The organism is Kibdelosporangium philippinense, from assembly GCF_021390435.2.
Taxonomy (GTDB): Bacteria; Actinomycetota; Actinomycetes; order Mycobacteriales; family Pseudonocardiaceae; genus Kibdelosporangium; species Kibdelosporangium philippinense.
In genome coordinates, this window is record NZ_JAJVCN010000003.1 from 457844 (window position 1) to 472688 (window position 14845).

General features: G+C 66.6%; 13 protein-coding genes. 4 read left to right on the forward strand and 9 right to left on the reverse strand.

The window, feature by feature from the left end:
• Window positions 1–18 precede the first annotated feature (18 nt).
• Both LWC34_RS34045 and LWC34_RS34050 read right to left on the reverse strand, forming a co-directional pair.
• Entirely contained in the window at window positions 19–3396 is a 3378-nt protein-coding gene (locus LWC34_RS34045) for a pyruvate carboxylase (RefSeq protein ID WP_233729371.1), read from the reverse strand.
• Window positions 3397–3511: 115 nt separating this feature from the next.
• Entirely contained in the window at window positions 3512–4303 is a 792-nt protein-coding gene (locus LWC34_RS34050) for a response regulator transcription factor (RefSeq protein WP_233729372.1), read from the reverse strand.
• A gap of 249 nt (window positions 4304–4552) precedes the next feature.
• On the opposite strand from LWC34_RS34050, the gene LWC34_RS34055 reads away from it, so the two are divergent.
• A complete protein-coding gene (locus LWC34_RS34055; protein ID WP_233729373.1) occupies window positions 4553–5557 on the forward strand; it encodes a coiled-coil domain-containing protein in 1005 nt (334 codons plus the stop codon).
• Window positions 5558–5619: 62 nt separating this feature from the next.
• Here the strand turns inward: LWC34_RS34055 and recG are convergent, their stop codons facing one another.
• A complete protein-coding gene (recG, locus tag LWC34_RS34060) occupies window positions 5620–7782 on the reverse strand; it encodes an ATP-dependent DNA helicase RecG (RefSeq protein ID WP_233729374.1) in 2163 nt (720 codons plus the stop codon).
• Between the two features lie 33 nt (window positions 7783–7815).
• Window positions 7816–9432, reverse strand: coding sequence for a DAK2 domain-containing protein (locus LWC34_RS34065; protein WP_308200181.1), 1617 nt, complete (start codon window positions 9430–9432; stop codon window positions 7816–7818).
• A gap of 186 nt (window positions 9433–9618) precedes the next feature.
• On the opposite strand from LWC34_RS34065, the gene rpmB reads away from it, so the two are divergent.
• Window positions 9619–9810, forward strand: a complete 192-nt coding sequence (gene rpmB / locus LWC34_RS34070) for a 50S ribosomal protein L28 (RefSeq protein ID WP_033380326.1) — start codon at window positions 9619–9621, stop codon at window positions 9808–9810.
• Between the two features lie 12 nt (window positions 9811–9822).
• Here rpmB and LWC34_RS34075 read toward each other — a convergent pair whose 3' ends face one another.
• Genes LWC34_RS34075 through LWC34_RS34095 form a run of 5 tightly spaced genes read right to left on the reverse strand, consistent with a single transcriptional unit; the run spans window position 9823 to window position 13916 of the window.
• Window positions 9823–11019 (reverse strand): MFS transporter, encoded by a 1197-nt coding sequence (locus LWC34_RS34075; RefSeq protein WP_233729375.1) that lies wholly within the window; start codon window positions 11017–11019, stop codon window positions 9823–9825.
• Between the two features lie 46 nt (window positions 11020–11065).
• Window positions 11066–11716, reverse strand: a complete 651-nt coding sequence (locus LWC34_RS34080) for an HAD family hydrolase (protein WP_308200212.1) — start codon at window positions 11714–11716, stop codon at window positions 11066–11068.
• Entirely contained in the window at window positions 11701–12375 is a 675-nt protein-coding gene (locus LWC34_RS34085; RefSeq protein WP_233729377.1) for a uracil-DNA glycosylase, read from the reverse strand. The genes LWC34_RS34080 and LWC34_RS34085 overlap by 16 nt, the downstream gene beginning before the upstream one ends.
• 32 nt (window positions 12376–12407) lie before the next feature.
• Window positions 12408–12929: a gamma carbonic anhydrase family protein gene (locus tag LWC34_RS34090; RefSeq protein WP_233729378.1), complete on the reverse strand. Its 522-nt coding sequence runs from the start codon at window positions 12927–12929 to the stop codon at window positions 12408–12410.
• A 21-nt stretch (window positions 12930–12950) separates the two neighbouring features.
• The gene (locus LWC34_RS34095) at window positions 12951–13916 is read right to left on the reverse strand and encodes a thiamine-phosphate kinase (protein WP_233729379.1); all 966 of its coding nucleotides are present in this window, start codon (window positions 13914–13916) and stop codon (window positions 12951–12953) included.
• Between the two features lie 109 nt (window positions 13917–14025).
• On the opposite strand from LWC34_RS34095, the gene LWC34_RS34100 reads away from it, so the two are divergent.
• Entirely contained in the window at window positions 14026–14259 is a 234-nt protein-coding gene (locus tag LWC34_RS34100; RefSeq protein ID WP_033380331.1) for an Lrp/AsnC ligand binding domain-containing protein, read from the forward strand.
• Between the two features lie 19 nt (window positions 14260–14278).
• Window positions 14279–14827 (forward strand): DUF3515 domain-containing protein, encoded by a 549-nt coding sequence (locus LWC34_RS34105; protein ID WP_233729380.1) that lies wholly within the window; start codon window positions 14279–14281, stop codon window positions 14825–14827.
• The last annotated feature ends 18 nt before the right edge of the window (window positions 14828–14845 follow it).

Below are 14845 nucleotides of genomic sequence, written 5' to 3' on the forward strand. Positions count from 1 at the left end.
CGTCACGGCCACCTTGCCCTACGCCAGCACGATCAGCAGATCGCCGCCTTCAACCTGCTGCACCGAGCCGATTGCCAGGCGCTGCACGCGGCCGCCCTTCGGCGCGGTGATCGCGGCCTCCATCTTCATCGCCTCGATCGTGGCTACCGTGGCACCGGCTTCGACCTCGTCGCCTTCGGACACCGCCAGCGTCACGACACCAGCGAATGGTGCCGGAACGTGGTTCGGGTTGCCCTTTTCCGCCTTTTCCGCCACCGGCAGGTTCGACGCGATCGATCGGTCGCGCACGGGAATCGGGCGCAACTGGCCGTTCAGCGTCGCCATCACGGTTCGCATGCCGCGATCGTCGGCTTCACCGACCGCTTCGAGCTCGATCAGCAGCCGGACGCCCTGCTCCAGGTCGACCGGGTACTCCGTCCCGGGCCGCAGGCCGTAGAAGAAGTCCTTGCTCGCCAGCACCGACGTGTCGCCGTACTGCTCGCGGTGCGCCAGGAACTCCTTTGTCGGCCCGGGGAACAACAACCTGTTCAACGTGCCGCGCGGGTCTTCTTCCAGCGCCTGCTTGTCCTCATCGGACAACTCCGTAACGCCCTTCGGCGCCGAACGACCGCGCAGTGCCTTGGTACGGAAAGGTTCTGGCCATCCGCCCGCTGGGTCGCCGAGTTCGCCGTGCAAGAATCCGATCACCGAGTCCGGGATGTCGAAACGCCCGGGATCGGCCTCGAACTCCTTCGGGTCAACGCCCGCGCCGACCAAGTGCAACGCGAGGTCACCGACCACTTTGGACGACGGCGTCACCTTGATCAGGTGACCAAGCATTCGGTCGGCTGCCGCGTACACCGTCTCGATGTCCTCGAACCGGTCGCCAAGGCCGAGCGCCTTGGCCTGGGTACGCAGGTTCGACAGCTGACCACCAGGCATCTCGTGCAGGTAGACACGCCCGGTCGGGCCGGGGAGACCGGCCTCGAACGGGTAGTACACCCGGCGCACGATCTCCCAGTACGGCTCCAAATCGGACACCGCCTGCAAGCTCAGCCCGGTCTCCCGTTCACTGTGGTCAGTCGCGGCCACGATCGCCGACAGTGACGGTTGTGAAGTGGTACCGGACAACGAGGCCGCCGCGCCGTCCACAGCGTCCACACCGGCCTGGATCGCCGCGAGGTAAGTCGCCAGCTGGCCGCCCGCTGTGTCGTGCGTGTGCAAGTGGACAGGAAGGTCGAATTCCTTACGCAGCGCGGTGATCAGCTTCGTCGCGGCTGGTGGCCTGAGTAGACCGGCCATGTCCTTCACCGCGAGGATGTGGGCGCCAGCGCCGACGATCTGCTCGGCCAGCTTGAGGTAGTAGTCCAATGTGTACAGCTGCTCGCCCGGATCCGACAGGTCGGACGTGTAGCAAAGGGACACTTCGGCAACGGCCGTGCCGGTGGCGCGGACCGCCTCGATCGCCGGGCGCATCTGCTCGACGTCGTTGAGGGCGTCGAAGATCCGGAAGATGTCGATCCCGGTCTTCGTGGCCTCCTCGACGAACTTGTTCGTCACCGCCTCCGGGTACGGCGTGTACCCGACCGTGTTGCGGCCACGAAGCAACATCTGCGTGCAGATGTTCGGGATTGCTTCACGAAGCGCGGCCAGTCGCTCCCACGGGTCCTCGGCGAGGAACCGCAGCGCGACGTCGTAGGTCGCGCCACCCCAGCACTCCACCGAGAGCAGCTCAGGCATGGTGTGCGCGACGTGTGGCGCCACGGCGAGCAGGTCCTTGGTCCGTACTCGCGTGGCCAGCAAGGACTGGTGCGCGTCACGGAACGTCGTGTCGGTGACGCCGACCAGTTTGGCTTCACGCAGCCAGCGCGCGAATCCCTCTGGGCCGAGTTCGGTCAGTTTCTGCTTCGAACCCGCGGGCGGGGCGCCGTTGAGCTCGATCGGCGGCAGCTTCTCCACCGGGTCGACGAACCTCGGCCGCTCGCCGTTGGGCTTGTTGACCGTGACATCCGCGAGGTACGACAGCAGTTTCGTACCTCGGTCGGCAGAACTGCGCGCGGTGAGCAGGTACGGCCGCTGCTCGATGAAACCGGTGGTGATCCGGCCTGCCCGGAAGTCCGGGTCGTCCAGCACTGCCTGCAGGAACGGGATGTTGGTTGCCACACCACGGATCCGGAACTCCGCGACCGCGCGACGCGCCCTGGCCACGGCCGTCTCCAGGTTGCGACCACGGCAGGTCAGCTTGACCAGCATGGAGTCGAAGTGCGCGCTGATCTCCGTGCCCGCGAAGGCCGTTCCGCCGTCCAGCCGGATGCCCGCGCCGCCCGGCGAACGATAGGCGCTGATCATGCCGGTGTCCGGACGGAATCCGTTCGCCGGATCCTCGGTGGTGATCCGGCACTGCATCGCGAATCCACGCAGCCGCACAGTGTCCTGGCTCAGGCCGAGGTCCGCGAGCGTCTCGCCGGAGGCGATCCGCAGCTGCGACTGGACCAGGTCGACGTCCGTGACCTCCTCGGTCACGGTGTGCTCGACCTGGATGCGCGGGTTCATCTCGATGAAGACGTGCTTGCCGGCCGGGTCGAGCAGGAACTCGACCGTACCGGCGTTGCGGTATCCGATGTGCCTCGCGAACTTGACCGCGTCACCGCAGATGCGTTCGCGCAGCTCTTCGGACAGGTTCGGCGCGGGCGCCAGCTCGATCACCTTCTGGTGGCGGCGCTGCATCGAACAGTCGCGCTCGAACAGGTGCATCACTTCGCCGGTGCCGTCGGCCAGGATCTGCACCTCGATGTGCCGTGGGTCGACCACGGCCTGCTCGAGGAAGACGGTGGCGTCGCCGAACGCCGACTCGGCCTCGCGCATCGCGGCCTCGATCGACTCGCGCAGTGCGCTTGGCTGCTCCACCCGTCGCATACCGCGGCCGCCACCACCGGCGACCGCCTTGACGAAGACCGGGAAGCCGATGCGCTCAGCCTCGCCGAGCAACTCGTCCACATCGGACGAAGGAGCGGACGATTCGAGCACCGGCAGCCCGGCAGCTTTGGCCGCGGCGACCGCCCTGGCCTTGTTGCCGGTCAGCTCGAGCACCTCGGTGGTCGGACCGACGAACGTGATTCCGGCTTCGGCACAGGCCCGTGCCAGGTCGGGATTCTCCGACAGGAAGCCGTAACCGGGATACACCGCGTCCGCACCGGACCTACGAGCTGCCTTCACGATTTCGTCTACCGACAAGTACGCCCGTACTGGATGGCCTTGCGCACCGATCTGGTACGCCTCGTCGGCCTTCAGCCTGTGTAGCGAATTGCGGTCCTCGTAAGGAAAGACGGCAACCGTTCCGGCGCCGAGCTCATAGCCGGCGCGAAACGCCCTGATGGCGATCTCGCCGCGGTTGGCGACGAGTATCTTGCGGAACATCGCCCGGATACCTCCTGGTCGCGCGCTGGTCGTCCGGAGAACGCTACCGGTCGGAGGCACCCGGGGCACGGGTTCAGGTGATCGATGTCATGCGGGCGTGTCCACTGGTTGGAACTCAGTTCGAATCAACCAGGCCATAGCCGCGCGCGTTGGTCAGGGCTTGCGGGCGGTTTCTGGCGCTGAGCTTGGAGAACAGCTGCCGCTGTTCGCTTTGGACGGTCTTGATGGCGATGCCGAGGGCTTGCGCGGTCTGCCGGACCGATTCACCCCTGGCGATCGAGTCGAGGATGTCGCGCTCGCGCCTGGTCAGATTGCGCGGCGCCTCACCACTGGGTCTTCGCGACTGCTGGCCGGGCAGCCGCATGCCGAGCCTGCCGACTTCGGCGGTGGCCTGCGTGCGGCTCTGCACGTCCAGCTTGGCGAAGATCCGGCGCTTGTGGTTGGTGACGGTGTGCGGGCTGATGCCGAGCTCGCCCGCGATCTCCGCGGCCGAGCAGCCCGCGCAGATCAGGGCGAGGATCTCCAGCTCCCGGCCACTCAGCCCATGGCCGGCGACGGCAGGGCGCCAGCCTTCGTCGGCTTCGACCAGTGCGTCACGCAGACCAGCGACGCCGAACCGCGTACTGACCAGCCGGTGGACACCGGCGTGATGCAGGAACGCGAGGCTGCGGGCGTCCAATGCGCGATGCAGGCCCACGATGTGCGGTTCGCAGCGGACCGCACGCAGTTCCCCGACGAACTCGAGCTCTTCCGGCGCGGCCGAACGCAGTTCGACCACTGCCGTGTCGGGCGATCGCAGAGTGCACAGGCGCAGCAGACCATCGCCCGTCGCCGCGGCTCCGGCGACCAGATATCCGGGTAACGACGCTATCCAGTTGGCTAACGCATCCCTTAACAGGCCGTCCACGCAACGCAGGACGACGGTGTGTCGGTAATCCGACATAGTGCGGCCCACTTCCCGCCACGCCGCGTAAGGGTGTGGACACAGGGTAAACGACCGGCGACAGACAGGTCTGGACCATTAGGGCTAATTGACTGTCCGCATGCGGGTCAGTCGACAAGGTGATCACCAATGGGCCGACTGGACCAAGATCGCTACTACCCGGTGGGCGCACCTCACAGGTTGCGCGATCGGAGGATTCACTAAAGTGGTGCAATGGCCGTTGCCAACGAGTCCCAGAAGTCCACGCCCACCTACTTCGACTCCGCGTTGAACGGATATAACAAGAAGCAGGTGAACGAGCGGGTCACCGGGCTCGTCAGCGATCTGAAAGACGCGTCGATCGCCCGCGACGAAGCGAATTCGCGAGTCGCCGAACTATCCAAGGCGCTGAACTACGCGCAGCAGGAGCTGACGGACACCAAGGGCCGGCTCGAACGGATGGCCACGAACCCCAGCAGCGCCACGGCGATGACCGAGCGCGTCCGCGAGATGATGCGGCTGGCAGAGGAAGAAGTGGCAGAACTTCGCCGAGGCGGCGAAGAACACGTGAAAGAACTTCGCGCCAAAGCGGACGCCTATTCGACGGAAACCCGATTCGGCGCGGACAAGTACGCGGTGAAGATCCGCGACGACGCGGACAAGTACGCGGCGAAAATCCGGGCAAAAGCCGACGCACTGGCCGGTGAGCTGCAAACCCAGCACGACACCCGGATGGCAGAACTGGATCGCCGCCGGGCGGAATTGGAAGAGAAGTACACGAAGCACAACAACGACCTTGACGCCGAGTTCGACCGGCTCAAGTCGCAGTTGACGGCCGAGCACCAGCAGCTGATGACCGAAGCCCGGGCAGAGGCGACGAAGATGCTCGCCGAGGCCAAGCGTGCGGCCGAGGCCGTGGACAAAGACTCGGCGGCGGTCCGGCAGAAGCTCGACGCGGACGCCGCGGCCCAGCGAAAGAAGCTGGCCGACGAGGCCGCGGCGGCTATTGCCGCTCAGCAGGCCGAGGCCGAGCGGGTGGCCGCGGAAACCAGGTCGGGCGCTGAGGAGATCGCTTCCGAGATCCTGACGAAGGCCGAGCAGAAGCAGACCGCGGCCGACACCTCGACCAAGCGCCTGATCGAGCTCCGCAACCAGATCGCGGAACGCCTGGCCGCTACCAACCAGGCCGTGCAGGAAGCGATCAAGCACTTCGAGGGCGCCGAGAAGCCCTCGAAGTAGCAGGTCACCCCTCGTGAGTGGTTACGCCGGTTAGAACCGGCGTAACCACTCACGAGGGTTTATCAGGCCTTTTGGAGGTATTCGGCTCGTTCGGAGTCGACCAGGGTTTCGGCCATCCCGCGCAGGCCTAGGCTCTTGGTGAGGCCGGGGTCGGCGGCTACCAGACGCTGGGCTTCTTCGCGGGCTTCGGCGATCATCTCCGAGTCCCGCAGCAGCGACAGCATCTTCAGCTGCGACTTCCGTCCTGACTGTGTCGCCCCGAGGATGTCGCCTTCACGACGGATCTCCAGGTCCAGCTGGGCCAGCTCGAATCCGTCCAAAGTGGACGCCACGGCATCCAGGCGTTCACGCGTAGTCGTGCCCTCAAACGCCTCGCTGACCAGCAGGCACAGGCCGGGCGCGCTGCCGCGGCCGACGCGGCCGCGGAGCTGGTGGAGTTGGCTGACGCCGAACCGGTCGGCGTCCATGATCACCATGGCCGTGGCGTTTGGGACGTTCACGCCGACCTCGACAACCGTCGTCGCGACCAAAACGTCGACCTCACCAGCGGCAAACGCCCGCATTCTGGCGTCCTTGTCGTCCGCGGGCATCTTGCCGTGCAGGACCGCGATCCGGAGGCCCTTCAACGGACCCGCGGCCAGCATTGGCGCGACTTCCTCCACTGCCAACGGCTGACGGCGCCCGTCGTCGTTCAACGGCGGCTCTTCCATTTCCTCCGAGCCAGCCTCGCCGATCCGGGGGCACACCACGTATGCCTGGTGACCGTTGGCGATCTCCTCGCGCACGCGCTGCCAGACACGGTCGAGCCACTGGGGTTTCTCGGCGACAGGGACCACGTTCGTCGCGATGGGTGAACGACCGCGCGGCAGCTCGCGAAGAGCCGACGTCTCAAGGTCGCCATAAACCGTCATGGCCACCGTGCGGGGAATCGGTGTCGCCGTCATGACCAGCACATGCGGGCTTGAACCGTCGGCGGCCCTTGTGCGCAAAGCGTCCCGTTGCTCCACGCCGAACCGATGCTGTTCATCCACAACCACAAAGCCCAGGTCGGCGAACGACACCTTGTCCTGGATCAAAGCGTGGGTGCCGACCACGATCCCCGCCGCGCCGGATGCCGCGTCCAACAAAGCTTGTTTACGCGCAGCCGCAGGCAAAGAACCGGTCAGCAGGGTCAGCCGGGTCGCCTGGTCGGCAGAACCCAGTTCGCCTGCTTGAGCCAAGTCGCCGAGCATCTCCTGCAACGAGCGGGCATGCTGCGCGGCAAGGACTTCCGTCGGCGCGAGCATCGCGGCCTGCCTGCCCGAGTCCACGACCTGCAGCATCGCGCGCAGGGCCACGATTGTCTTTCCACTACCGACTTCGCCTTGCAACAGCCGGTTCATCGGGTGCGTGCTGGCCAGGTCTGCCGCGATGGCTTCGCCGACTTCCTTCTGTCCAGCCGTCAGCTCGAACGGCAGGCGCGCGTCGAACGCGTCCATGATCCCGCCGGACTTGCATGGGCACGCTGGCGCCGGACGGGCCGCGGCCGCTTGGCGGCGCAGGGCCAAAGCGAGCTGGACCGCGATGGCTTCGTCCCACTTCAGGCGTTTACGGGCCGCGCCGATCTGGTCCCAGCCTTCGGGCATGTGGATTGCCCGCAAGGCCGCGTCCAGCGGCATCATTCCGCGGTCCTTACGCAGCTCGACGGGCAGCGGGTCGTCCGCGCCCTCCCAGACTCCGAGCAGCTGCTTCACGCAGTTGCTGATCTTCCAGGTCGGCATTTTCGCCGCCGCCGGGTAGATCGGCCGCATCTTCTGCAGGTCCGGATCGTCGTCCTCGTCGAAGATCTGCACTTCCGCGTTCTGCAGCTGCAGCTTCTTGTTGAACACGCCGACTTTGCCAGCGAAGAAGCCCTGCTTGCCGACCTGCAGCTGCTCCTTGTACTTCCCAAGCTGGTTGAAGAAGGACATGGTCAGCTTGCTCTTGCCGTCGGTGATCTCCACCTCGGTCCGCGTTCCGTGCCGCTGACGCATCTGGTGGCGGGTGACCTTGGTGATCTCGGCCTGGATCGTCACGTGTTCGCCGATCTCCAGCCCGGCGATGTTGGTCAGCTCGCCGAACTCGACGTACCGGCGCGGGTAGTGCCGCAGCAGGTCGCCAACGGTGTGCAGGTCAAGCGCCTGCGCCAGGGCATCGGCCGACTTCTTGCCCAGCACGGGCTGCAGGCTGTCATCGAACGAACTCATCGGAGAACAGACTATCGAGACCCACCGACACTTCTATTCGACACCGAGCATGACCACGCTGTCGCGCTGTCCACCCCGGTAAGCGACGAACTCCGCCGCCGGATACGAGCGACGAAGGTGTTTCTCCAGCTCGTCAGCCAAACTGTCCGGCGCATCGGCGCCCAGCATGGCTGTGACCAGCTCGCCGCCCGCGGCCAGCATTCGGTCGAGAACCGCGAACGCGCCTGTGGTGATCATCGAAGCGGTCACGGGCCCGTGCTCGATCCGCATCACGTCACCGTCGGCGAAGCCCAGGAGATCGCCTGCCTTGCACGGACCAATCCACGTGATCGCGTCCTCGCTGGCCACCACGAGCTCGCCGCGCCGAGTCGCGGCGGACGCCTCGGCCATCGAGACCACGTCGTCGCCCGCGCGCCGGGCCGGATCGTGTACGGCCAAGGCCGCAAGCGCTTGCACCGGCGAGGCGCACGGGATCACGATCACGTCCTGGCCACCGGCGACTGCCCTGGTCGCGGCCTCGTCCGCAATACCCATCAGGCCCTCGTCACCAGGCAGGACAGTCACGTGGGACGCGCCCGTCGAGGTGATCAGGTTCAGCAGGTCCCACACGTCAGGCTCGTCATTAGGGCCGATCTCGAGAACAAGGGCGCCCTCGGTACGGAACAGCGCCGCGATACCCGCGCCACGAGCCGGTATGACCACAACCCGCGCGCGTCCGAACCGTGACGGCGCGCCCTCGGCGTCGGCGAAGCGCGCGACCATGATCCGGTGCGGGCGCCCTGACTCGACGCCCGCCTCGATAGCCGCGCCGACGTCGTTGCAGTGCACGTGGACGGTCCACAACCCGTCGCCGTCACCGACAACGGACACGCAGTCGCCGAGCGTCATCAACGTGTCGCGAAGGACGGTCGTTTTGTCCTCGGCTGTGGAGTCGAGCAGGTACATGACCTCGTAGCCGAACTCGGTCGACCCGGCCTCACGAGCCGCCAAAGGCGACGGCTGAGACGTCGAGTACGGCACAACCGGCTCGTCACGCTCATTCACGACCGTGACCAACGACTCCAGCAACACGAGAACGCCACGTCCCCCAGCGTCCACCACACCTGCCTCAGCCAGCACGTCGAGCTGCTGTGGCGTCAGGGCCAACGCCTCCGACGCAGCCCGCGCGGCGGCGGCCGTGACCTCGCGCAATACGCCTGAGCGGACCCGACGAGCGCCCGCAGCCGACGCTGTGAGAACCGTCAGCATCGTGCCCGGGCGTGGCTCTGCGACGGCCTCTGCGGCCAGCTCAGCGGCTCTGACCAGGGCTTTCGCCAGGTCGTCCGCACCAGCTTGATCCACTTCACGCAGCGATTCGGCCAGGCCACGCAGCATCTGAGAGACGATCACGCCCGAGTTGCCGCGCGCGCCCGCCAAAGCACCCTTGGCCAGGACCGTCAGCGCAGCTCCGGTCTCAGAGCGCTCGTCAACCGGCGCCCTGAGCAAGGCCTCCAGGGCCGCGCGCATGGTTCCGAGCAGGTTGGAGCCGGTGTCACCGTCCGCGACCGGGAACACGTTGATGCCGTCGATCGCTTCCCGCTGCGAGTCGAGCGTCTGTACGCTCACCGCGGCCCAGCGGCGGATCGCGGCAGCGTCCAGAGCCTGCAGCACGGTCGTGTCCTCCCGCTCACGAGATGGTTCGCGCGAGAGTAACCACGAACACACGCCCGCTGCCGAGAATGGGGCCGGTTTGTAACCGCCGGACGCGACCCGTTACCCTGTCTAAGTTGCCTGGCTGGCCCGGGCTATACGTCGTCGGCTTTGATCCGCCGGCAACCCAGAGGAAAGGACACTGACGTGGCTGCTGTGTGCGACGTCTGCGGTAAGGGGCCGGGCTTCGGCAAGTCGGTCTCGCACTCCCACCGGCGGACCAACCGTAGGTGGAACCCGAACATCCAGACCGTGCACGCCAAGCTGGGCGTTTCGCAGCGCAAGCGGCTGAACGTGTGCACCTCCTGCCTGAAGGCTGGCAAGGTCGTCCGGGGCTGAGCTCTCGCTCTTTCAACCGGCCCGGGTTGCTTCGGCGACCCGGGCCGGTTCGCGTTCCCGGGTCGCCAGCAGCGTCGCGACCCCGACCAGCGCAGCCGCAACACCCGCGGTCCCCATAGCCCACTGCGGCCCAACGCCCGTGACGGCGAAACCGCCGATCAACGTGCCGAGCACGCCAGCGAGACGTATCACCGAGTCATTCGCGGCAAAGGCACGGCCGTGCAGATGTTCCGGAGTGCGCATCCGCACCAAAGCCTGTCGCGCGACCATCTGCATGCCGTTGGCGAACCCGCCGAACAGAAATGCGATCAGCATCACGGCGGTGTACGCGAAGACCGCGGGCATGAAAATCGCCAACCCGAGAGTCACCCCAGCCCAGCTCAGCGTGCGGATCATCGCGCGCTGCGTGACGAACCGGCCTGCTGTTCGGGCGCCGAGCACCTGACCGACCATCCACGTCGCGTAGATCCAGCCGACCAGCACCGGCCCGCCGTGCAGCACGTCGAGGATGAGGAAAACGTCGGCGACGTTGATCAAGGTCACACAGGTCGCGACCACCGCGAGGCCGCCGATGCTGATGACGATGATCCGATCGCCCTTCAGGTGCCGGATCCCCGCCATCGCCGCGCCTTTTTCTCTGCGTACGGATCCGTGCTCGACCCGAGGGTCCCGATCGACCCGCAGCAGCAACAACAGCAGCGCCTGGATCAGGAACGCGGCCGTGTTCAGCAGAATCGCCTGCCTCGCGCCGACCAGTTCGAGCAGCAGGCCGCCCGTGCCTGTGCCCAAGACGAGTCCGGCCGACCGGGCGCTGGCCAGCCAGGCGAAACCCTTGGCGACGTCGCCTTCGCCCGCGGCTCGTGGCGCGAGGGTGGCCGCGGTTGGGTCGGATATCGCTGAGCCACAGCCGACCAGCAACGTCAAAACGAGAATGGCGATCACGCTGTCGAGGGCGAACGCCATCCCCAGTGACGAAAGTGCTTGCAGCAGTTGGGCTGCCTGCATCAAGCGGCGGTTCGGCAGTCTGTCGACCAGCAACCCGGCGATCGGCGCGCCCAACGCGGCGGGCAGGATCCACGCGATCATCGCCGCGGAAACAGCCAGCGCGCCATCATCCTTGAGCTGCACCAAGAGGACAAGCCTGGTCAGGCTGGCGCCGAACATCGAGATGCCGACCCCGGTGACGATCAACCCCAGATCCCGCCGCATCACCCCAAGCTATTGATGATCGAGGTGAAGAAGAAACGGGTTTTCCCTATTGACTGATGACTTCCGCCAACGTCATCTCCTCCGCACTTCCCAACACCCTGTCCGCCGCCCCCAACAGCGACGCGTCAGTGTGCGGGTTCGGGATCGCGACGCAGCGCAGGCCTGCGGCCTTGGCAGCGGCCACACCGTGTGGCGTGTCCTCGAAGGCCATCGCCTCCGAAGCCACGATCCCCAGGCGCTCCAACGCGAGGTAGTACACGGCCGGATCCGGCTTGTGCGCGGAAACCTCGTCACCGCAGGCGACAACCTCGAACCGCGACCGATAACCGGACTGCTCAAGCAAAGGCAGCACCCACGAGGCAGGCGAACTGCTCGCCACAGCCAACCGGAAACCAGAAGCAGCATCGAGCCACGCCTGAATACCCGGACGGAACTGCAGGACCGCGTTCAGCGAATCCCGGTAAGCCACCCGCCGGGCATGGCTCGAAACACGGTCATACCCGGCACCGACCGCGGAAGCCAAAGTCGCGTACCGAAGCTCGCTCACGTCCCCGCCGTGATCGGCGAAGAACGTGGCAACGTCGAGTTCGAGGCCATGCTGACGCCACTCGTACTGCCAGCTCTCCAGCTGCGTGGACTCGGTGTCCATCAGCAGGCCGTCGAAATCGAAGATCAGTGCTTTCAGGGCAGTTTCCAGTCCACTGGCGACGCCCCCTGCTGCTCGAGCAACTGGTTGGCCCGGCTGAACGGCTTGGAACCGAAGAACCCACCGGCCGCCGACATCGGGCTTGGGTGCGCGGATTCGATGCACGGCAACGGATCCAGGAGCGGCCGGAGGTTACGGGCGTTGCGGCCCCACAGGATCGACACGAGCGGCGTGCCACGCGCGGCCAGCGCCCGGATCGCCTGCTCGGTCACCTCTTCCCAGCCTTTGCCCTGGTGCGAGTTCGGCTTGCCCGGCATCACGGTCAACGCCCTGTTGAGCAACAGCACGCCGTTCTCCGTCCACGGCGTCAGGTCGCCGTTGGACGGCTTCGGGTAGCCGAGGTCCTCGCAGTACTCCTTGTAGATGTTGATCAGGCTCTTGGGGATCGGCCGGACGTCCGGCGCGACCGAGAAGGACAGGCCGACCGCGTGCCCCGGCGTCGGATACGGGTCCTGCCCAACGATCAGCACACGGACGTCGTCGAACGGCTGCTTGAACGCGCGCAACACGTTCTCACCGGCGGGCAGGTACGTGCGACCCGCAGCGATCTCGGCGCGCAGGAACTCGCCCATCGTCGCGATCTTCTCCGCGACCGGCTCAAGCGCCTGTGCCCAACCGGCGTCCATGACTTCGTTCAAGGGGCGTGCCATGCAGCCGGAGGATAGTCCACCCGGAAATGCCGCTAGTCCAGGCGTCGCAGGCCCGCTTTGTAGATCTTGATCCGCTCGACGTACCCGTCCGCGATCGGCACTGTCGACATCGCGGGCACCTCGTAGTTCTCGCGGATACGAGCGGGCACGCCAAGGGCCATCCGGCGGGCGGGCAGGTGTCCGTTGAACGACATCACGGCACCCGCGCCGAGCACCGCGCCTTCCTCGACCACCGATCCGTTCAGCAGCACCGAACCCGAGGCGACCAGGCAGTAGTCGCCGACCGTCGCGCCTTCGATGTGCACGTTGTGGCCGATCACGCAGTTCGCCCCGATCACGGTCGGGTGGAACTCCGTGCAGTGCAGGATGCTGCCGTCCTGGACGCTGGTCCGTTCGCCGATCTGGATGCTGCCGGAGTCACCGCGCAGCACGGCCGTCGGCCACACCGAGGCGAACGCGCGGATCGTCACGTCCCCGATGACTGTCGCATCTGGATGGACGTACGCGTCCGGGTGGATGATCGGTTCCTTGTCGCCAAGGGCATAGATGGGCACAACACCCTCCAAAGTGGATAATCAGCGCCAGTGCTGCCAGCCGGCCGGTGCCTCGTACGGACGGCCGTCGACGGTAACCCCTTCGCCCCGTCTGACCGTGCCGATGGTGACCCAGCCCTCCGGAACTTCCGACGGCCCTGGGAAAGTCGCGGCGAGCGCGTGGTCCTCGCCGCCGGTCAGCACCCAGTGCCGGGGGTCGGCGCCGAGTGCGGTGCCGACGTCGACCAGACGTTGGTGCACCTCAAGAAGATCCGTCCGGACGTCGATCGCGACGCCGGACGCGGCGGAGATGTGGCCGAGGTCGGCGAGCAGGCCGTCGGACACGTCGATCATCGCGGTCGCCCCGCCCAACGACGCTTGCGCGCCTGCCTCGTAGGGCGGTTCCGGCGCACGATGCGCGCTGACAACCGTGACCGGTGAGCGGAACCCGCGGCCCAGCACGGCAAGCCCAGCCGCCGACCACCCCAGCCGGCCACACACCGCGACGACGTCCCCAGCCAACGCCCCGGACCGCGTGACAGGCTCCCGCCCCTGCAGATCTCCCAGCGCAGTGATGGAAATCACCAAGTTCTGCGAGCTGACGACATCGCCGCCGACCACGCCAGCGCGAGCCCGGTTCGCTTCCTTCCACATCCCGGCGGTGATCCCGTCGAGCAGCTCCACTGTGGTCTCCGGCGGACACGCCAGCCCGACGAGCACGGCTGTCGGCGTGGCGCCCATCGCGGCCACGTCCGCGAGGTTCACGGCGACCGCCTTGTGTCCAACCTGTTCCGGTGTGGACCAGTCCAACCGGAAATGCACGCCTTCGACGAGAACGTCCGTACTCGCCACCACCCGCCCGTCGGACGCCACCACAATGGCCGCGTCGTCACCGGGTCCGAGCAGCGTGCTTGGCGGCTGGCCGCGCCCGCCCGTCAGCCGCTGAATCAGGCTGAACTCACCCAACTCGGCGACGGTGCCGGGCTGATCCGGCGTGTCCGATCGCACAAAAGCCTCCGATACCGAATGTTCGGATCACCAAACATTCCCCGGTTGGGGTACGTTGCTGACCACGTTCCTACCTTGAGCATTCTTGTCCAGACGAAGGGGCACGCCGGTGGTCCACGCTTACATCCTTATTCAGACCGAGGTCGGCAAGGCGGCCGCGGTGGCCGCGGAGATCGCAGGCATACAGGGAGTCACCACCGCGGAGGATGTCACCGGTCCCTACGACGTGATCGTGCGCGCCGAGGCGGACAGTGTCGACCTGCTCGGCCAGCTGGTTGTCGCGCGGATCCAGAACGTCGACGGGATCACACGGACGCTGACCTGCCCGGTGGTTCATCTCTAGGTCATGCTGTAGTGGATAGGTGGACAGGCCAAGGATTCTGATCGCAGCCGGGCTGGCCGGGCTGCTCGTCGTCGGCGTGATCATCGTCGCCATCGTCTTCGGTTCACGGACCGACGAGCTGGCCGAGCCCGCGGTGCCACCGGCGCCACTGCGGACCGGACCGGTCGCCCTTGTGCCTGTGCCCGCACCGAATGCGGGATCCGCCGACTGCACCACCCTTGTCCAGAAGGTCCCCGCGACACTGCAGTCCGGGTCGACCACGCTGACCAAGGCGGCGCTGGCCGAGCCCGCGCCGCCGGCGTCGGTCGCGTGGACCGACCAGCGCTCCGACCCGATCGTGCTGCGCTGTGGTCTGGACAAGCCGGCCGAGCTGAAGCCGGACACACAGAACCTCCGTGCGATCGATGGTGTCGCGTGGCTGCCGATCGACAGCGAGACCGCGACCACCTGGTATCTGGCCGACCGGCCGGTGTACGTCGCGCTGACCATCCCACGCGGCACGGGAACCGGTCCACTGCAGGACATCTCCAGCCTCATCGGCAAGACCCTCACCAAAAAACCCTTGTGAGTGGTTATCAGGGTTAGA

Excerpts from the sequence above, each read along its gene's own strand:
- LWC34_RS34045 (WP_233729371.1), bottom strand. The coding sequence starts at position 3,396 with ATGTTCCGCAAGATACTCGTCGCCAACCGCGGCGAGATCGCCATCAGG.
- LWC34_RS34055 (WP_233729373.1), top strand. The coding sequence starts at position 4,553 with ATGGCCGTTGCCAACGAGTCCCAGAAGTCCACGCCCACCTACTTCGAC.
- recG (WP_233729374.1), bottom strand. The coding sequence starts at position 7,782 with ATGAGTTCGTTCGATGACAGCCTGCAGCCCGTGCTGGGCAAGAAGTCG.
- LWC34_RS34075 (WP_233729375.1), bottom strand. The coding sequence starts at position 11,019 with ATGCGGCGGGATCTGGGGTTGATCGTCACCGGGGTCGGCATCTCGATG.
- LWC34_RS34085 (WP_233729377.1), bottom strand. The coding sequence starts at position 12,375 with ATGGCACGCCCCTTGAACGAAGTCATGGACGCCGGTTGGGCACAGGCG.